General features: G+C 64.4%; 19 protein-coding genes. 13 read left to right on the top strand and 6 right to left on the bottom strand.

The features are described from left to right. The 9 genes from ACFDR9_RS08205 to ACFDR9_RS08165 all read left to right on the top strand — a co-directional run. Nucleotides 1-194 (top strand): hypothetical protein (locus tag ACFDR9_RS08205; protein ID WP_409030691.1); only part of this gene is annotated, 194 nt, incomplete at its 5' end. After that, complete coding sequence (locus tag ACFDR9_RS08200; protein WP_017876866.1) at nt 191-733, top strand: PilN domain-containing protein; 543 nt, start codon at nt 191-193, stop codon at nt 731-733. The genes ACFDR9_RS08205 and ACFDR9_RS08200, both read left to right, overlap by 4 nt. Next, entirely contained in the window at nt 730-1,314 is a 585-nt protein-coding gene (locus tag ACFDR9_RS08195; RefSeq protein ID WP_409030690.1) for a hypothetical protein, read from the top strand. The genes ACFDR9_RS08200 and ACFDR9_RS08195 overlap by 4 nt, the downstream gene beginning before the upstream one ends. Beyond that, complete coding sequence (locus ACFDR9_RS08190; RefSeq protein ID WP_409030689.1) at nt 1,311-1,868, top strand: hypothetical protein; 558 nt, start codon at nt 1,311-1,313, stop codon at nt 1,866-1,868. Before ACFDR9_RS08195 ends, ACFDR9_RS08190 begins: the two co-directional genes overlap by 4 nt. Then, nucleotides 1,868-3,943 (top strand): secretin N-terminal domain-containing protein, encoded by a 2,076-nt coding sequence (locus ACFDR9_RS08185; protein WP_409030688.1) that lies wholly within the window; start codon nt 1,868-1,870, stop codon nt 3,941-3,943. The genes ACFDR9_RS08190 and ACFDR9_RS08185 overlap by 1 nt, the downstream gene beginning before the upstream one ends. Then, the gene (locus tag ACFDR9_RS08180) at nt 3,940-4,431 is read left to right on the top strand and encodes a type II secretion system protein (RefSeq protein WP_409030687.1); all 492 of its coding nucleotides are present in this window, start codon (nt 3,940-3,942) and stop codon (nt 4,429-4,431) included. The genes ACFDR9_RS08185 and ACFDR9_RS08180 overlap by 4 nt, the downstream gene beginning before the upstream one ends. 28 nt (nt 4,432-4,459) lie before the next feature. Next, entirely contained in the window at nt 4,460-4,846 is a 387-nt protein-coding gene (locus ACFDR9_RS08175) for a type II secretion system protein (RefSeq protein ID WP_409030686.1), read from the top strand. A 4-nt stretch (nt 4,847-4,850) separates the two neighbouring features. Then, on the top strand, nt 4,851-5,552 hold the full coding sequence (locus ACFDR9_RS08170) for a type II secretion system protein (protein WP_409030685.1): 702 nt from the start codon (nt 4,851-4,853) through the stop codon (nt 5,550-5,552). Nucleotides 5,553-5,688: 136 nt separating this feature from the next. After that, nucleotides 5,689-6,264 carry an FxDxF family PEP-CTERM protein gene (locus ACFDR9_RS08165; RefSeq protein ID WP_409030684.1) on the top strand — a complete coding sequence of 192 codons (576 nt, stop codon included), beginning with the start codon at nt 5,689-5,691 and terminating at the stop codon, nt 6,262-6,264. 60 nt (nt 6,265-6,324) lie between these two features. On the opposite strand, the gene murJ is transcribed toward ACFDR9_RS08165, so the two are convergent. Then, complete coding sequence (gene murJ / locus ACFDR9_RS08160) at nt 6,325-7,875, bottom strand: murein biosynthesis integral membrane protein MurJ (RefSeq protein WP_409030683.1); 1,551 nt, start codon at nt 7,873-7,875, stop codon at nt 6,325-6,327. 283 nt (nt 7,876-8,158) lie between these two features. On the opposite strand from murJ, the gene rpsT reads away from it, so the two are divergent. Then, nucleotides 8,159-8,425: a 30S ribosomal protein S20 gene (rpsT, locus tag ACFDR9_RS08155; RefSeq protein WP_081611844.1), complete on the top strand. Its 267-nt coding sequence runs from the start codon at nt 8,159-8,161 to the stop codon at nt 8,423-8,425. A gap of 178 nt (nt 8,426-8,603) precedes the next feature. Here rpsT and ACFDR9_RS08150 read toward each other — a convergent pair whose 3' ends face one another. From ACFDR9_RS08150 to ACFDR9_RS08140, 3 genes are all read right to left on the bottom strand, one after another. Further along, nucleotides 8,604-9,053 (bottom strand): DUF192 domain-containing protein, encoded by a 450-nt coding sequence (locus ACFDR9_RS08150; protein ID WP_409030682.1) that lies wholly within the window; start codon nt 9,051-9,053, stop codon nt 8,604-8,606. A 141-nt stretch (nt 9,054-9,194) separates the two neighbouring features. Continuing rightward, nucleotides 9,195-9,416 (bottom strand): hypothetical protein, encoded by a 222-nt coding sequence (locus tag ACFDR9_RS08145; protein ID WP_081611843.1) that lies wholly within the window; start codon nt 9,414-9,416, stop codon nt 9,195-9,197. Between the two features lie 142 nt (nt 9,417-9,558). Continuing rightward, a complete protein-coding gene (locus ACFDR9_RS08140) occupies nt 9,559-10,122 on the bottom strand; it encodes a pseudouridine synthase (protein WP_409030681.1) in 564 nt (187 codons plus the stop codon). Between the two features lie 210 nt (nt 10,123-10,332). Between ACFDR9_RS08140 and icd the strand changes: the two genes are divergently transcribed. Next, nucleotides 10,333-11,586, top strand: coding sequence for an NADP-dependent isocitrate dehydrogenase (gene icd, locus ACFDR9_RS08135; protein ID WP_409030680.1), 1,254 nt, complete (start codon nt 10,333-10,335; stop codon nt 11,584-11,586). A 74-nt stretch (nt 11,587-11,660) separates the two neighbouring features. Here the strand turns inward: icd and ACFDR9_RS08130 are convergent, their stop codons facing one another. After that, the gene (locus ACFDR9_RS08130; protein WP_010395943.1) at nt 11,661-11,864 is read right to left on the bottom strand and encodes a cold-shock protein; all 204 of its coding nucleotides are present in this window, start codon (nt 11,862-11,864) and stop codon (nt 11,661-11,663) included. Between the two features lie 320 nt (nt 11,865-12,184). Between ACFDR9_RS08130 and clpS the strand changes: the two genes are divergently transcribed. Together clpS and clpA are read left to right on the top strand one after the other, a co-directional pair. Continuing rightward, nucleotides 12,185-12,487: an ATP-dependent Clp protease adapter ClpS gene (clpS, locus tag ACFDR9_RS08125; RefSeq protein WP_017876854.1), complete on the top strand. Its 303-nt coding sequence runs from the start codon at nt 12,185-12,187 to the stop codon at nt 12,485-12,487. After that, entirely contained in the window at nt 12,484-14,784 is a 2,301-nt protein-coding gene (gene clpA, locus ACFDR9_RS08120; RefSeq protein WP_026132911.1) for an ATP-dependent Clp protease ATP-binding subunit ClpA, read from the top strand. Before clpS ends, clpA begins: the two co-directional genes overlap by 4 nt. Nucleotides 14,785-14,936: 152 nt before the next feature. Here clpA and ACFDR9_RS08115 read toward each other — a convergent pair whose 3' ends face one another. Continuing rightward, on the bottom strand, nt 14,937-17,267 hold the full coding sequence (locus ACFDR9_RS08115; protein WP_409030679.1) for a hypothetical protein: 2,331 nt from the start codon (nt 17,265-17,267) through the stop codon (nt 14,937-14,939). Nucleotides 17,268-17,282: the final 15 nt, after the last annotated feature.

Genomic DNA, 17,282 nt, shown 5'->3' with positions numbered 1-17,282 from the left:
TCTTTTTGCTCCTCTTTACCCACTCGGTTGTATGCTCTTGGTGTGCCGCTCTTCTGCTGGTGTGGGGCTGGTTTTTCGCCCGCCGCTCCCCCTTCGGCGCCCTGGCCGTGGCGCTGCTGGAGCCGGCCGCGCCGGGCGGCGCCGCCGCCTGTTCGGCGGCCGTCGCGCTGGCCGGCTGCGGGGTGCGCGGATGACGCGCCTGCGGATCGATTTCGCCGCGCCCAGCCTGCGCCGCACGCTGTTCCACCTGCATCCGGCGCTGTGGGCCGGCGCCGCGCTCGGGCTGGCGCTGTGCGTCGGCGCGACGCTGGCCGGCCTCGAGGCGCGCGAGGCCGGGCGCGCGCGCCTCGCCGACGCCGAGGCGCTGGCGCGGCGCAGCGCGCGCCTGGGCCGGCCGGCGCCGCCGGCGCCGACGCTGATCGCGCCGGCGCGCGCGGCCGCCGTCAACGCCGCCGTGCTGCAATTGAACCTGCCGTGGCGCGAGCTGCAGGACGCGGTCGCGGCGGCCACGCCGGCGACGGTGGCGCTGCTGACGCTGGAACCGGACGCCGCCAAGCGCGTGCTCAAGTTGGGCGCCGAAGCCAAGACCAGCGAACAGATGATCGCCTATATCGAAGAACTCAAGCGCCAGGAGTTGTTTACCGGGGTCGCGCTGACCCGCCATGAAATCAATGAACAAGACCCGAACAAACCGATCCGCTTCCAGCTCGAAGCGCACTGGGCGGCCCGATGACGGCGCCTGACTTCGCCGCCGCGCTGCTGGGCGCGCGCCTGCGCCTGCGCCGCCTCGGAGCGCTCGCCGGCGGCGTCGCCGCGCTGTGCCTGCTGGGCGTGGCGGCCTCGGGCTGGGCCTGGCAGCAGCGCGCCGCGCTGGCCCGGCTCGACGCCGCCGCCGTCGCCAGCGCCGCCGCCGTCCGGGCCGCGCCGCCGGCGCTGGCGTCGGCGCCCGTTCCGGCCAGCGCCAAGCAGAACCTGGCGCTGTTCTACGACAACCTGGGCCAGCGCCGCTACGCCGAGCAACAGGTCGGCACGCTGTTCGCGCTGGCCGCCAAGGCTGGCCTGACGCTGAGCCACGGCGAATACAAGTTCGCTTACGAGCGCGCCAGCGGCGTCCACACCTACCAGGTGCTGCTGCCGGTGAAGGGGCCGTACCGGGCGATCTGGCAATTCTGCCTGCAGCTGCTGCTGACGGTGCCGTTCGCCTCGCTCGACGAGATCAACTTCAAGCGCGAGCTGATCGCCGACCCGGCGCCGGAGGCGCGCCTGCGCCTGACGTTCTACCTGAAGGATACGGACGCGGCGGTGGCGCCGTGACGCCGCGCCAACTGGCGCTGGCGGCGGCGCTGGCCGGCGCCGCCGCGTTGCTGGCGTTCGGCGACAACCGCCCGGACGCCGGCGTGGCCGAGGCGGTTGTGCGCGGCGCCGCGCCGGCGGCGGCGCCAGCCGCGCGCCGTCGCGCCGCCGCCGCAGCAGCAGCAGCAGCAGCCGCCGGCGAACCGCTGGTCCTGGCGCTGCGCCCGCGCGCCGAACTGGTCGGCAATTCCGGCGAGCCCGGCGAATTCGGCGGCGCCGCCGCGCCCTTCCTGAGCCAGGACTGGACGCCGCCGCCGCCCAAACCGGTGGTGCTGGCGGCGCCGCCGCCGCCGCCGCCGAGCGCGCCGCCGCTACCGTTCACCGTCATCGGCAAGGCCGTCGGCGAGGGCAGCTGGGAAGTGTTCCTGGCGCGCGCCGACAAAACCTATGTCGTGCGCATCAAAACCGTGGTCGACGGCCAGTACCGGGTCGACAACATCGCGCCGCCGTTCATGACGCTCACTTATTTGCCGTTGAACCAGGTTCAACAGCTCAACATTGGAGTACCCGACTGATGTCAAGTCACCCCACGATGTCCCCGGCCGGCCGCGCCGCCGCGCCGGCCCGCCCGGCCCGGCTGGCGCTGGCGGCGCTGTTGCTGGCGCTGGGCGGCTGCGCGGCGCAGCTGGCCTACCGCGACGGCAACGAGCTGGTCGCCAAGGACCAGGTCGACGCCGGCCTGCTGAAATTCCAGGACGCCATGGCGCGCGAGCCGGGCAACGCCCGCTACAAGGCGGCCTACCTGGGCGCGCGCGAGCGCGCCGTCGCGCAGCAGCTCGAGCTGGCCGAACGGGCCGGCCCGGCCCGGCCCGAACAGGCCGCCGCGGCGCTGCGGCGGGTGCTGGCGCTGGAGCCGCAGAACGAACGCGGCCGCGCCGGTTTACGCACCCTCGAGGCGGCGGCGCGGCACGAACAGATGCTGGCCGAGGCCGCCGGCGCCGTCGAGAACAAACTCTACGAGCCGGCCCGCGGCAAACTCGGCGCCATCCTCGGCGAGCGTCCCGACCACGCGGGCGCGCGCGCGCTGCTGCGCGAGATCGGCGACAAGACGGCGCAGCCGCTGGCCGAGACCGGCCTGGCGCGCGCCTTCAAGCAGCCGATCTCGATCGAGTTCCGCGACGCCCCGCTAAAGCAGGTGTTCGAGGTGATCGCGCGCCGCTCCGGCCTGAACTTCATTTTCGACAAGGACGTCAAGACCGACGCCAAGGCCTCGATCTTCCTGAAGAACAGCACGGTCGAGTCGGCCGTCTACTTCCTGCTGATGACCAACCAGCTCGAGCAGCAGGTGATGGACGCCAACACCATCCTGATCTACCCGAACGTCGCGCTCAAGCTCAAGGAATACCAGGAAATGGTGGTCAAGACCTTCTTCCTGGCCAACGCCGACGCCAAGCAGATCGCCAACACCCTGAAAACCATCTTGAAGACGCGCGACGTGGTGGTCGACGAAAAGCTCAACCTGGTGATCGTGCGCGACAGCCCCGAGGCGATCCGCCTGGCCGAGCGCCTGGTCAACCTGCAAGACATCCCCGAGCCGGAGGTCATGCTCGAGGTCGAGATCCTGGAGATCAAGCGCAGCCGCCTGATGGAGTTGGGCGTGGCCTGGCCGACCGGCATCAGCCTGTCGCCGCTGAGCACCTCCGGCGGCCAGACGCTGACGCTGAACGACTTGAACAACCTGAACCAGCGCAGCATCGGCATTTCCGACCTGACCGCCCGGGTCAACGCCAACAAGACCGACGGCGACACCAACATCCTGGCCAACCCGCGCATCCGCGTGCGCAACAAGGAAAAGGCCAAGGTGCTGATCGGCGACAAGGTGCCGGTGATCACCACCACCATCTCGCCCGGCACCGGCGGCTTCGCCTCCGAGTCGGTCAGCTACGTCGACGTCGGTCTGACGCTGAACGCCGAGCCGACCATCTACCTCAACAACGAGGTGGCGATCCGCATCTCGCTCGAGGTCAGCAACCTGGTCAGCCAGATGACCACCAAGACCGGCACCGTGGCCTACCAGATCGGCACGCGCCAGGCCTCCACCATGTTGCAGCTGAAGGACGGCGAGAACCAGGTGCTGGCGGGGCTGATCAACAACGAAGACCGCAGTTCCGGCAGCAAGGTGCCCGGCTTCGGCGACATTCCGCTACTCGGGCGTCTGTTCGGCAGCACCAAGGACGACCGCCAGAAAACCGAAATCGTGCTGTCGATTACGCCGCGGCTGGTGCGCAACATCCAGCGTCCCGAGGCGCAGGCGTCGGAGTTTTCCGCCGGCACCGAGGGCAGCTTCCGCCGCCGCCCCGACCTGAGCGTGAAGGCGCCGACCCAATTGCCGGGCATGGTGATGGTGCGCCCGCCGGGCCAGCCGGGGCAGTTGCAGGCCGCGCCGCCGCAGGCGCCGACGGCGCCGGTGGCGCCGATGATGGCGCCGCCGCCGCCGGCCCAGGCCGAGCCGGCCGACGGCGCGCCGGAGGCGGCCGCGACGACGGCGATACCGTTGTCGGCCAGCCAGCCGCGGCCGCTGCAGTCGGCGCCGCCGCCGATGTCGTCCGGCCAGCCGGTGCCGGTGCAAGCGCCGTCGACGCCGCGATGACGCGCGCGCGCGCGCGCGGCCCGGGCGCCGGCTTCACGCTGATCGAATTGCTGGTGACGTTGGCGATCCTCGGCGTGCTCGGCACCCTGGTGGTGCCGGCCGCGCAGGTGACGCTGCAACGCCGCAACGAGCAGGACCTGCGCCGCTCGCTGCGCGAGATCCGCCAGGGCATCGACGCCTACAAGCGCGCCTACGACGAGGGCCGCGTCGCCAAAACGCTGGCCGGCAGCGGTTATCCGCAGTCCCTGGAGTTGCTGGTCGAGGGCGTGGCCGACCAGCGCAACCCGAAGCGCAGCAAGGTGTTTTTCCTGCGCCGCGTGCCGCGCGACCCGTTCAACGCCGACCCGGCGCTGAGCGACGCGCAAACCTGGGGCAAGCGCAGTTACGCTAGCGAGGCCGACGCGCCGCGCGAGGGCGAGGACGTGTACGACGTCTATTCGAGTTCCGGCAAAACCGGCCTGAACGATGTACCCTACCGCCAGTGGTGAGGGCATGGCCGAACCAGGAGACGCCGCAATGAGCACCACCGAGCGCGCCGGCACCGGCTTCACGCTGATCGAACTGTTGGTGGTGCTGGCCATCGTCGCGCTGCTGCTGACGCTGGCGGTACCGCGCTACTTTCCCAGCATCGACGCGGCCAAGGAAACCATCCTGGCCGACAACCTGCGCAATCTGCGCGCCACCATCGACCAGTACTACGGCGACACCGGGCGCTACCCGGACTCGCTGGAGCAACTGGTGGAGAAAAAATACCTGCGCGCGCTGCCGGTCGACCCGATCACCGACAGCACCGCGACCTGGATACTGGTCGCGCCACAGGACGACGCCAAGGGCAACGTGCACGACATCCACAGCGGCGCGCCGGGCAACGACCGCGCCGGCAAACCCTACGCCGACTGGTAGGGCGATGCCGTCCGTGCCGCGCCGCCAACAAGGCTTCACCTACCTGGGGCTGGTAATCCTGATCGCCATCATCGGCCTGGTGGGGGCGGCCGGCTTGAAAATGGGCGCGCTGCTGCAGCGCAGCGCCGCCGAGCAGGAATTGCTCGACATCGGCGCCGCCTTCGGCGACGCCCTGCACAGTTACGCGCTGGCGACGCCGGCCGGCCAGCCGACGCAGCCGGCCGCGCTGAAAGACTTGCTGAAGGACCCGCGCTATCCGGGTATCCGGCGCCATTTGCGCAAGCTCTACGTCGACCCGATCACCGCCAGGGCCGAGTGGGGCCTGCTGTACCAGCCCGGCGGCAGCGGCGTCATCGGCGTCTACAGCCTGTCGAACGCCAAGCCGGTCAAGGTCGGCAATTTCGATGCGCGCTTCGCCCAGTTCGCCGGCAAGAGCCGTTTGTCCGACTGGAAATTCACGGCGGCCGACGCGGCGCCGCTTGTCGTGCCGGCCGCGCCATTACCGTCGCTTGTTCCGCAAATACAACAGCCACAACAGCCGGGCACGCCGGCGTCGCCGGCGGGCTTGGCGCCGACGCCGCGACAGGCCGCCAGGGTGGACCAGCTGCCGCCGGAGCCGGCCGAGCCGGTCGAACAGCCGGAACCCCTAGAGGAGCAGCCACAAGAGCCGCAGGAGCCGCCGCCAGGCGCGCGCGAAGAGCGTTGAAGCGGTCTGTTTCGCTGTTTCATTGCCGTTAAGAATTTAAAAACACTGATTCTTTTTTGACATTGAAAATGTTGTCAAAAAGAAATTCAAACTAAACTTAAGATAATACTTTTTCTTTTTGTGATGTCGTATTAATATGTGTTTTTTAGTTCAACTCCGGTGCTTGGCACCTTACTTCCGAGGATCTAATATGAAAATGAATACTAAGTCGGTTTTGGCAGCAATGTTGGTCGCAGGCGCTGGTTTCATGGCTCAAAGCGCCCACGCGGCCGTGCCGACCTTTACCCAGGCACTGACGTTGGTTGACTCCTCGTCGGACTTTGGCCACGACATCGCCGGCAAGGGTACCAGCTTCGTCGACCATTTCACGTTCAACATCGGTACCGGCGCTGAGCTGGACGGCGGTTTCTACGCCAACCAAGGTAGAGTCGATGGCGCCAAAATCACCGGGTTCAACCTGCTGAACTCGCTGGGCGCCATCGTCCTGAGCGGTAGCGGCGCCGGCGGCGCCTGGACCATCGGTTCGGCCACGATCGCCTCCGGTAGCTACGCACTGGAAGTCATCGGCAGCGTCACCGGCAACGTGCACGGTAGCTACGCCGGCACGCTGAACGTCAGCGCCGTACCTGAGCCGGAAACCTACGGCATGCTGCTGGCAGGCCTGGGCCTGGTCGGTTTCGCCGCACGTCGCAAAGCCAAAAAAGCGGCTTAAGCGCTGCTTGGCTTGAAAAAAAACCCGCCTCGGCGGGTTTTTTTTCGTCCGCGCCACGCCTTAACGCGTGCTGCGCTTGAAGTCGCGGAAGCGGAAGCCCATCGCCAGCAGCGTGGCGAAGTAGCACAGCGCGCACACGGCGATGATCAGGAACAGGGCGCCGCCGCGCAGCAGCGGCGTGGCCTGCAGGGCGATCCAGTCGATCCTGGCGGCGCCCTGCACGGCCACCGTGCCCATCGCGCACAGCGCCACGGCCAGGCGCAGGTAGAATTTGCCCCAGCCCGGCTTGGGCTGGTAGATGCCGCGCCGGCGCAGGCCGCGGTACAGCAGGGCGGCGTTCAGGCAGGCGCCCAGGCCGATCGACAGGGCCAGGCCGGCCACGGCCAGGTAGGGCACGAACAGCAGGTTCATCAGCTGGACCGCCACCAGCACGCCCAGCGCGATGCGCACCGGCGTGCGGATGTCTTGCCGCGCGTAAAACGCCGGCGCCAGCGTCTTGACCAAAATGATGCCGATCAGCCCGGCGCTGTAGGCGACCAGCGGCTGTGTCGACATGGACACCGCCAGCGCGCTGAATTGACCGTAATGGAACAGCGTGGCGATCAAGGGTTCGGCCAGCGCCGCCATGCCGACGGCGGCGGGCAGGGCCAGCAGGAAGGTCAGGCGCAAGCCCCAGTCCAGCAGCGCGGAATATTCGTCGCCGTCGCCGTCGCTGTTCGCCTTGGCCAGGCTGGGCAGCAAAATCGTCCCCAGCGCGACGCCCAGCATGGCGGTGGGGAATTCCATCAGGCGGTCGGCGTAGGACAGCCAGGAAATGCTGCCCTCGACCAGCCGCGAGGCGATGCCGGTGTTGATCATCAGGCTGATTTGCGCGGCCGAGACGGCGAACACCGCCGGCCCCATTTTTTTCAGCACCCGTTTGACGCCCTCGTCGCGCAGACCGATGGCGGGATTGAGCGCGATGCGCGGCAGCATGCCGATTTTCATCAACGCCGGAATCTGGATGGCCACCTGTAGCAGGCCGCCGACGAAGACGGCGACCGCCATCGCGTAGATCGGCTGGGCCAGGTGCTGCGCCAGCAGCAGCGAGGCGGCGATGAAGGACAGGTTCAGCAGCACCGGCGTGAAGGCCGGTATCTTGAACTGGCGCCAGGTGTTGAGGATGCCGCCGGCCAGCGCGACGAAGGACATGCAACTAATATAAGGGAACATCAGGCGCGTCATCCAGACCGCCGCGTCGAAGGCGCCCGGTTTGTCGTCCAGGCCGGTGGCGATCAGGTAGACGAAGGCCGGCGCGCCGACGATGCCCAGCGCGCTCACCAGCAGCGTGGCCCAGACCAGCGTGGTGGCGACATGGTCGGCCAGTTGCTTGCTGGCCTGCGCGCCGTGCTCGGCCTTGTACTCCGACAGGATCGGCACGAACGCTTGCGAAAAGGCGCCCTCGGCGAACAGGCGGCGCAGCAGGTTGGGAATGCGGAAGGCGACAATGAAGGCGTCGGTGTAGGCGCCGGCGCCAAAGGCCCGGGCGAACAGGCTTTCACGCAATAATCCGGTGACACGGGACAGCATGGTCATGCTGGAGATGGCGGCGAGGGTTTTGAGCAAGTTCATGGGGCAATATTATAGCCGGCACAACAGTGCGCGTCGTCGCGCCGGCGAATTTTAGAGCGGATTTGCGCCGGTTTCACGTGCGCCGGGGCTATAAATCTGATTTTAGGTTTGCCCCGGATTGAAAAGATCGCTATAATAGAAGGCTGTACAGAATTCTGTTACGCAGACACTAATGTTTGACAGGCACTGGTTTGGCACACATGGTTCGGCAGACGCACAGAACGCACCGGTTGGCAAACACTAATGTTTGCAAACGCACTTTGACCCTGTTTTAGGAAATTCCATGGCAAATACCGCACAAGCGCGCAAACGCGCTCGTCAAGCAGTTAAGCAGAACGCACACAATTCGTCCCAACGTTCGACCTTGCGCACAGCGATCAAAGCTGTTCGTAAAGCGATCCAAGGCGGCGACAAAGCAGCAGCAGCTGCAATCTTCCAAGCTTCCGTGTCGACGATCGACCGTATTGCTGACAAGAAAATCATCCACAAAAACAAGGCGGCTCGTCATAAGAGCCGTCTGGCAGCCGCTTTGAAAGCACTGTCGGCTTAATCGCCGTTTGTGTGGGGCCGCCCAGGCGGCCACATTCGCAAGCCGGGTCGCGTCGTTCGCAGGAATGGCGTTGCCCGGCTTGCGTGCCGTCCGGCCGCCGTTTTGGTAACGCGCGCGGCACGCTGAAAAAAACCCGCCGACTCGCGTCGCGCGGGTTTTTTCGCGTCTGGACGCGCGCTTAGCGCAGGCGCGGCAGGTTGCCGATGACGGTGCCCGGCTTGATGTTCTTTTGCTTGAACCAGCCCAGGTTCATTTCCAGCGCGTAGCGCACCGGCACGGCTTTTTTCGAGCAGTGGCTGTCGAGCGTCTGCGGCTGCATGTCCTCGATGTTGACGATCTTGCCCTCGGCGTCGATGAAGGCGACCGACAGCGGCAGCAGCGTGTTCTTCATCCACATGCATTGGGTCGCCGGGCCGGTGAACACGAACACCATGCCGGCGTTGTTGGCCATTTTCTCGCGGAACATCAGGCCCTGCTCGCGTTGGGCGTCGGAGGCGGCCACTTCGGCCTGGATCAGGTGCATGCCGGCCGATAATTGCGCGGTGCCGAATGCTTGGTTCTGCGCGGTCGCTGCGCCGGCCGAGGCCAGCAGCGCGGTCGCGCTCAAAATTGCCAGGAGAGTTTTCATGGGAGTCGAGTGGGCGGCGGAAGGGCGATTAAGCCATGGGAGCGGCGCCGGCGTCAAGGCCGGCATCGCCGGCTTGCCGCTGTGGAAAAAGCGGGCGTGAAAAAAGGCAGGACCAGCCTGCCTTTTTCGACGCCAAAATGCTTACTTGGCCGATGCGGAAGCGGAGCTTGCCGACGCCGAATCCATGGCTTTCGCTTTTTTCGCTTTTTTCACTTTTTTTGCTTTCGGTGCCGGTGCTTCAGCCGATGCGGCTGGCGCCGAGGCGGCGGCCGAAGCCGACGCTGCGACCGACGCGGCGGGGGCGGCGGCGAAGGCCGAAGCGGCAAACAGGGAGGCAACCAGAGCGGCGATGATTTTGGACATGTTGAATTCCTTTAGCTTGTTTGGGGAACGGCAAGATTCACATGAATCTGTGTCAATAACGCGGGCAAAAGCTTGTCGGTTGACATCTTTTTGAAAAAAAAGCGCGTCGTATATACACTATTTCCGCCGCCGGGGAGGCGGGCTAGCTTGCCCGCAGTTGCGCCGGCGGCACCTCGCGCCATTCGCCCGGCATCAAAGGATGGCTGGCCAGTGTAAAGCCGCCGATCGCGCTGCGCACCAGGCGCAGCGTAGGCAGGCCGACGGCCGCCGTCATGCGCCGCACTTGGCGGTTCTTGCCCTCCTCGATGGTGATGGCGAGCCAGGCGGTGGGCAGCTCGAGGCGGCTGCGGATAGGCGGCGTGCGCGGCCATAGCCACTCCGGCTCGGCGATCTGCACCGCCTGGCACGCCTGGGTGGTGAAGTCGCCCAGGTTCAGCGGCGCGCGCAGGCGCGCCAGCGTGGCCGCGTCCGGCACGCCGTCGACCTGCACCAGGTAGGTTTTCGGCTGCTTCAGGTCGGGGTGGCTGATGTCGTGCTGCAGCCGGCCGTCGTCGGTCAGCAGCATCAGGCCCTCGCTGTCGGCGTCGAGCCGGCCGGCCGGGTAAATGTTTGGAATGCTCAGGTAGTCGGCCAGCGTGGTGCGCTCCGGCTGGGGGGAGAACTGGCACAGCACTTGGAAGGGCTTATTAAATAGTATGAGTGGCATGCGGGTATCGGGTGCAAAATGGGGGAGGGCGGGACCTGCCTGTGTAAAGTCGTGGCGGCTTGTAAAATACTAGTGCATAATGTGAAACGCCTGTCTTATGTCTTATAGAAGACTGGGAGCGCAAAGTAGTCTTTTGTAACAATTCAGATTGCAGATCGCGTCACCAAGCGCCGTCACCGACCGCTTGCAGCGCACACTTCGGAGATCACGATGTATCAACATATCACTGTACCCGCTGACGGCAAAAAAATCACCGTCAACGCCGATTTTTCGCTGAATGTACCGCACAATCCCATCATTCCCTACATCGAAGGCGATGGCACGGGCGTCGATATCAGCCCCGTCATGATCAAAGTGGTCGACGCGGCGGTGGCCAAGGCCTACGGCGGCGAGCGCAAAATTAGCTGGATGGAAATCTACGCCGGCGAAAAGTCGACCAACGTCTACGGTCCCGACGTGTGGCTGCCGGAGGAAACGCTGCAAGTGCTGCAAGACTACGTCGTCTCGATCAAGGGGCCGTTGACGACCCCGGTTGGCGGCGGCATCCGTTCGCTCAACGTCGCCCTGCGCCAGCAGCTCGACCTGTACGTCTGCCTGCGCCCGGTGCGCTACTTCACGGGCGTGCCTTCGCCGGTGAAAGAGCCGGAAAAAACCGATATGGTGATCTTCCGCGAGAATTCCGAAGACATCTACGCCGGTATCGAATACCAGCAGGGTTCGGAAGGCGCCAAGAAGCTGATGGACTTCCTGATCAAGGAAATGGGCGTCACCAAGATCCGCTTCCCGGAAACCTCCGGCCTGGGCATCAAGCCGGTCTCGATCGAGGGTACCGAGCGCCTGGTGCGCAAGGCGCTGCAGTACGCGGTCGACAACGACAAGCCGTCGGTGACGATCGTCCACAAGGGCAACATCATGAAGTACACCGAAGGCGGCTTCCGCGACTGGGCGTACGCGCTGGCGCAGAAGGAATTCGGCGCCGAGCTGGTCGACGGCGGGCCATGGTGCAAGTTCAAGAACCCGAAGACCGGCAAGGACATCGTCGTCAAGGATTCGATCGCCGACGCCTTCCTGCAACAGATCCTGTTGCGCCCGGCCGAGTACAGCGTCATCGCCACGCTGAACTTGAACGGCGACTATATCTCCGACGCCCTGGCGGCGCAGGTCGGCGGCATCGGCATCGCGCCGGGCGCCAACCTGTCCGACTCGGTGGCGATGTTCGAGGCGACCCACGGCACCGCGCCGAAGTACGCCGGCAAGGACTATGTGAACCCGGGTTCGCTGATCCTGTCGGCCGAAATGATGCTGCGCCACATGGGCTGGCTGGAAGCGGCCGACCTGATCATCTCGTCGATGCAGAAGTCGATCGCCTGCAAGCGCGTCACCTACGATTTCGCCCGCCTGATGGAAGACGCGACCCAGGTGTCGTGCTCCGGTTTCGGCGACGTCATGGTCGAGCACATGTAAGGCGCCGCCTGGTTTGCAGGGACGAAAAAAAACCCCGCATGCGGGGTTTTTCACGTCCTGGAGCTGATAAAAAATCAGGCTGCCTGGATGTTGGAAGCTTGCTTGCCTTTAGGGCCTTGCGTGACTTCGAACTGAACTTTTTGACCTTCTTTGAGGGTCTTGAAACCGTTCATGTTGATTGCGGAGAAATGAGCAAACAAATCTTCGCCGCCATCATCTGGGGTGATGAAGCCAAAACCTTTGGAATCATTGAACCACTTAACTGTACCTGTTGCCATAAAAAGAACTTTCAAATAAAAACAAATCACACGAGCCATAAAAGCAAGAAGCTTTTTGCCCCCTCCTCGACGCCTCACTTCTTACCAACCTGTACATTTCTGCACTAGTCGATAACGCATTGTTGGCGGAAAAAAAGTTGAAGTCAAGCGCTTTTCTCGCATCTTTGCTAATTTTTTCACAACATGCTGAAACGCAACTCTTGATTTTATAGATGGTGTCGCCATCTGCGCAGAGTCGAGAAAGCGCGTAAGATTAAAAACTATCGGAATGGCGCTGATTTTGCGCTTTGCATCCACCCTGAAAGCATTAGAATAAGCGTATGGCAACCAAGCATGACACCGAAACCCTGCTGGAGCGGCAGACGCTGAAACCGCCGCCCCTGTACCAGGTGGCCCTGCTCAACGATGACTACACGCCGATGGAGTTCGTGGTGGCGGTCATCCAGGAGTACTTCAACAAAGATCGCGAGACGGCGACGCAAATCATGCTCAGCGTGCATCGCTACGGCAAAGGAGTGTGCGGCGTGTTCTCTAAAGATATAGCGTGTACCAAAGTGGAGTTCGTTTTAACGCATGCGCGCAAGGCGGGGCATCCCCTGCAGTGCGTGATGGAGGAAGTATGATTGCGCAGGAATTAGAAGTAAGTTTGCACATGGCGTTTGTCGAGGCGAGGCAGGCACGGCACGAATTCATCACGGTCGAGCATTTACTGCTTGCGCTGCTGGATAATCCATCGGCGGCCGAAGTGTTGCGTGCGTGCGCGGTCAACATCGAAGACCTACGCAAAACCCTCACCAATTTCATCGGCGACAACACCCCGACCGTGCCCGGCACGGGCGAGGTCGATACCCAGCCGACGCTGGGTTTCCAGCGCGTGATCCAGCGCGCCATCATGCACGTGCAGTCGGCGTCGAACGGCAAGAAGGAAGTGACGGGCGCCAACGTGCTCGTGGCCATCTTCGGCGAGAAGGATTCGCACGCCGTCTACTACCTGCACCAGCAGGGCGTGACGCGCCTGGACGTGGTCAATTTCATTTCCCACGGCGTGCGCAAGGACCAGCAGGTCGACATGCAGAAGGCTTCCGACGGCGTCGAAGAGGCGCCGGTCGACGGCCAGCAGAAGGAAAGTCCGCTCGACCAGTTCACGCAAAACCTGAACAAGGCCGCCGCCGAGGGCAAGATCGATCCGCTGATCGGCCGCGAGGACGAGGTCGACCGGGTCATCCAGATCCTGTGCCGCCGGCGCAAGAACAATCCGCTGCTGGTCGGCGAGGCCGGCGTCGGCAAGACCGCCATCGCCGAGGGCCTGGCCTGGCGCGTGACGCAGGGCGAAGTGCCGGAAATCCTGGCCAACGCCGTCGTCTATTCGCTCGACATGGGCGCGCTGCTGGCCGGCACCAAGTACCGCGGCGACTTCGAGCAGCGCCTCAAGGCCGTCCTCAAGCAATTGAAGGACAACCCGAACGGCATCCTGTTCATTGACGAGATCCACACCATCATCGGCGCCGGTTCGGCCTCGGGCGGTACGCTCGACGCCTCCAACCTGCTCAAGCCGGCGCTGGCGAACGGCCAGCTCAAGTGCATCGGCGCCACCACCTACACCGAGTTCCGCGGCGTGTTCGAGAAGGACCACGCGCTGTCGCGGCGCTTCCAGAAGGTCGACGTCAACGAGCCGACCGTCGAGCAGACCGTGCAGATCCTGCGCGGCCTCAAGTCGCGCTTCGAGGAACACCACGGCGTCAAGTATTCGTCGTCGGCGCTGACCACCGCGGCCGAACTGGCGGCGCGCTTCATCAACGACCGCCACCTGCCCGACAAGGCCATCGACGTCATCGACGAGGCCGGCGCGGCGCAGCGCATCCTGCCCAAGTCGAAGCAAAAGAAAACCATCGGCAAGGCCGAGATCGAGGACATCATCGCCAAGATCGCCCGCATCCCGCCGCAAACGGTCAACCAGGACGACCGCAGCAAGCTGCAGACCATCGACCGCGACCTGCGCAACGTGGTGTTCGGCCAGGAACCGGCCATCGAGGCGCTGTCGTCGGCCATCAAGATGGCGCGCGCCGGCCTGGGCAAGACCGACAAGCCGATCGGCTCCTTCCTGTTCTCCGGTCCGACCGGGGTCGGCAAGACCGAGGTGGCCAAGCAACTGGCGTTCATCCTCGGCATCGAACTGATCCGCTTCGACATGTCCGAATACATGGAGCGCCACGCGGTCAGCCGCCTGATCGGCGCGCCGCCGGGCTATGTCGGTTTCGACCAGGGCGGGCTGCTGACCGAGGCGATCACCAAGAAGCCGCACGCGGTGCTGCTGCTCGACGAGATCGAGAAGGCGCATCCGGACATCTTCAACATCCTGCTGCAGGTGATGGACCACGGCACCCTGACCGACAACAACGGCCGCAAGGCCGACTTCCGCAACGTGATCATCATCATGACCACCAACGCCGGCGCGGAAAGCTTGCAGAAGCACTCGATGGGCTTCACCAACTCGAAAGAGGCGGGCGACGAGATGGCCGACATCAAGCGCATGTTCACGCCGGAGTTCCGCAACCGCATCGACGCGACCATCAGCTTCCGCGCGCTGGACGAGGAAATCATCCTGCGCGTGGTCGACAAGTTCCTGATGCAGCTGGAAGAGCAGTTGCACGAGAAGAAAGTCGAGTCGATCTTCACCGAGAGGCTGCGCAAATTCCTGGCCAAGAAGGGTTTCGACCCCTTGATGGGCGCGCGGCCGATGGCGCGCCTGATCCAGGACATGATCCGCAAGGCGCTGGCCGACGAGCTGCTGTTCGGCCGCCTGGTCAGCGGCGGCAAGGTCACCGTCGACCTCGACGAGAAGGACCAGGTCAAGCTGGAGTTCCCCGAGTCCGACGCGGCGCCGCCGGCCAGCGCGCCGGAGACGGTCGAAGTCGAATAAAGCGCAGGACGCAACAAAAAACCCGCACCACCGACGTGGCGCGGGTTTTTTTTCGTCCATGGACAGCCCTTGCGTCCCGGCCGGGGCGTGGAAAAGAGGGCGAAAAAAAGCCCGGCGCTAGGCGCCGGGCCGCCCTCCCGCATTGCGGGGAATTACTTCAGCGATTCAAACGCGCCGTCGACGTAGTTGATGATGCCGGTGCCGACATTGATGACGGCAACCTTGGCGTTTGCCTTCATGACATTCACCGTTTGCATGCCGGCGCTGTACTCGAACGCCACGCCGTCCGTGCTGGCGACCCGGGTCACGCGCGGCGACGCGTCGCTGACGCTGACGTTGATCGTCGCGCTGCCGTCGCTGTATTGCCCGACGGCGCTGCTGCGCTGGAAGGCGGTCTGGTTGGCGCTGACGCTGAGCGACAATTGCGGCCGGTTCTGCATGCTCAACTTGCCCGACAGCGTGACGTTTTTCTTGGTGAAGTTGCTGGCCGATTCGGCTTGCCGCACGTCGTACCTGTTGTAGCCGGCCAGGTCGTAGCTCAAGGTGCCGTTGAAAAACTCGGCCTTGTTGGTGGCCAGGCTGCCGCTGAACGCCAGGCTGGTCGGCTGGTAAGCCCGGCCGTTTTTGTCCCCCATCGGCTTGGACAAGGCCAATGCGCCGTCGACTTTGCTGCCGCCCGATTCGGCCGACAGCAAGAGCGCCACTTCCTTGACGTTGCGACGGTCGCTGTCGCCCTCCACATGCTCCTTGATGCGGGCGAAGGAGCCCGGCTTGATACTGACTTTGCCGACCTGGACGCCGCCCTTGACAGAAGCGAGTTCGCCGGACAAGGCGTATTTGTAGACGTCGCCGCCTTCGGCGCTGCGGGTGGCCGTCACATCCCACAATTCGTGGTCCGTGATAGCGACACCGGATGCGTCATGGCGGGCGGGCAGTTGGCCCGACACCGACAGTTTGCTGACGAGCTCGCCAAATTTGGCATAGTCGATGGTACCGATGGCGGCACCGTCGGCGTTGTTATAGTTGCCGAGGGGAATTGCGGTGTTTTCCTGCCAGTCGGTCAATTTGATCAACCGTGAACGGTAGGTATACGCGGTACTGGAGCCTGGAACCGGTGTAAGCGCCATGGATCTGAGAAGTGTTTGATAATGATAGCCGGAGTCATCCCAGAGCCCGGCCAGGTATAGGTAGGGCGTGTAGCACTTGATGTGATGGGCTTCCTCCGGCCCCCGCGCGTAATAGAGTTCGCTGGCCGAGCTGAGGACTTGGCACTCACCGAGGTAGGTGTTGTGGCCGCCGTTCCGCTCGTACAGCGAGAAATAGGGGCTGTAGACCTCGCCCGCCTTGAACGCGCGCAGATAATCCAAGCCCTTGCTGCTTACTTGTAACAAGTCGATGATATTTTTATCCAGCGGCGCGATGGCTTTGTCGAAATCGGCCTTCATGGCGTCGCCGGGTAGCTCCAAGTCCGATTCAACGCCCGCGGTGCCGAACAGATTCACATTGGTGCGCAAACTTGCGAACAGTTTTTTTGCCAGCTGAACATCCGTCGATGGCGGCGTGACTGGCGGTACCGGTGGCAGAGGTGTGACCGGCGGTACCGGTGGCACCGGCGTAACCGGCGTAACCGGCGGCACCGGCGTGACCGGCGGGAACGACGGCAAGCCGTTGGCCGAGGCGTTGCCGGTCTGGTTGATGGTGTCGTCGCCGGCGACATTGGTCAAAGCCTGGCGCAGATCGGCTTGAATGTTGGCGTCCAGTTCCAGCTTGCCGTTCTTGAGCGTGCCGAGCGCGCCAATGCCTTTGGCGACACAGGCGAGGCGCTCGCTCAGTTCGGCGGCGGAGCAGCCGAGCTTGCCGTCCAGGGCCATTTTGGAGATCGCCGCCAGCAGCAGGCTTTGCAGTTTTTCCGTTTCCGACGCGCTTGCCGCGGCGGCACTGTTGGAATTGACCGGCTTGACCTGTTCCGCATCGAAACCAAAGGCCGCCGCGAAGCCGCGCTTGGCGTTATCGATGTTGTCGGCGGAGAGGCCGCCGGCTTTTTCGGCGGCCTGGACGATCATTTCCGTCAATGGACTGACCGAACTGGTGACGCTCGTTTGCGCCGATTGCGCCAGTTTCACGACGCTGCGCAACTTGAAGCCGGCGGGCAGCGCGACATCCTTGCCGCTGGCCTCGTCGGCCATCATCGCGCCGGCGCCACCGATGACTTCGACGCTAAAGACCAGCACGTCGGCCGGCAATGCCACGGTGTAACTACCGTCCGCGGCCGTTACGCCGCTGGCGATCGGCAGGGCGCCCTTGTTGCCGGCCGCGTCGATGGCAAACACCTGCACTTGCGCACCCTTGATAATGCCTTTCGCCGCCGTGCCCTGCAGCGTGCGCTGGGCTGCTACAACGGTCGGGGGAGCCGCAGCCTCGCCGCCGCCGCTGCCGCATCCGCTTAATGTCGTCAGGGCGAGCGATAGCGCGCTCAGGGCCAACAGGCCGGCTTGATT

Origin of the sequence: Janthinobacterium sp. CG_23.3, from assembly GCF_046115965.1 — a bacterium.
Classification (GTDB): domain Bacteria; phylum Pseudomonadota; class Gammaproteobacteria; order Burkholderiales; family Burkholderiaceae_D; genus Janthinobacterium.
Note: the sequence above shows the minus strand (reverse complement) of the source record. Positions and strands in the feature narration are given on the sequence as shown.

Excerpts from the sequence above, each read along its gene's own strand:
- ACFDR9_RS08200 (WP_017876866.1), top strand. The coding sequence starts at position 191 with ATGACGCGCCTGCGGATCGATTTCGCCGCGCCCAGCCTGCGCCGCACG.
- ACFDR9_RS08195 (WP_409030690.1), top strand. The coding sequence starts at position 730 with ATGACGGCGCCTGACTTCGCCGCCGCGCTGCTGGGCGCGCGCCTGCGC.
- ACFDR9_RS08185 (WP_409030688.1), top strand. The coding sequence starts at position 1,868 with ATGTCAAGTCACCCCACGATGTCCCCGGCCGGCCGCGCCGCCGCGCCG.
- ACFDR9_RS08180 (WP_409030687.1), top strand. The coding sequence starts at position 3,940 with ATGACGCGCGCGCGCGCGCGCGGCCCGGGCGCCGGCTTCACGCTGATC.
- ACFDR9_RS08175 (WP_409030686.1), top strand. The coding sequence starts at position 4,460 with ATGAGCACCACCGAGCGCGCCGGCACCGGCTTCACGCTGATCGAACTG.
- ACFDR9_RS08170 (WP_409030685.1), top strand. The coding sequence starts at position 4,851 with ATGCCGTCCGTGCCGCGCCGCCAACAAGGCTTCACCTACCTGGGGCTG.
- ACFDR9_RS08165 (WP_409030684.1), top strand. The coding sequence starts at position 5,689 with ATGTGTTTTTTAGTTCAACTCCGGTGCTTGGCACCTTACTTCCGAGGA.
- murJ (WP_409030683.1), bottom strand. The coding sequence starts at position 7,875 with ATGAACTTGCTCAAAACCCTCGCCGCCATCTCCAGCATGACCATGCTG.
- rpsT (WP_081611844.1), top strand. The coding sequence starts at position 8,159 with ATGGCAAATACCGCACAAGCGCGCAAACGCGCTCGTCAAGCAGTTAAG.
- ACFDR9_RS08150 (WP_409030682.1), bottom strand. The coding sequence starts at position 9,053 with ATGAAAACTCTCCTGGCAATTTTGAGCGCGACCGCGCTGCTGGCCTCG.
- ACFDR9_RS08145 (WP_081611843.1), bottom strand. The coding sequence starts at position 9,416 with ATGTCCAAAATCATCGCCGCTCTGGTTGCCTCCCTGTTTGCCGCTTCG.
- ACFDR9_RS08140 (WP_409030681.1), bottom strand. The coding sequence starts at position 10,122 with ATGCCACTCATACTATTTAATAAGCCCTTCCAAGTGCTGTGCCAGTTC.
- icd (WP_409030680.1), top strand. The coding sequence starts at position 10,333 with ATGTATCAACATATCACTGTACCCGCTGACGGCAAAAAAATCACCGTC.
- ACFDR9_RS08130 (WP_010395943.1), bottom strand. The coding sequence starts at position 11,864 with ATGGCAACAGGTACAGTTAAGTGGTTCAATGATTCCAAAGGTTTTGGC.
- clpS (WP_017876854.1), top strand. The coding sequence starts at position 12,185 with ATGGCAACCAAGCATGACACCGAAACCCTGCTGGAGCGGCAGACGCTG.
- clpA (WP_026132911.1), top strand. The coding sequence starts at position 12,484 with ATGATTGCGCAGGAATTAGAAGTAAGTTTGCACATGGCGTTTGTCGAG.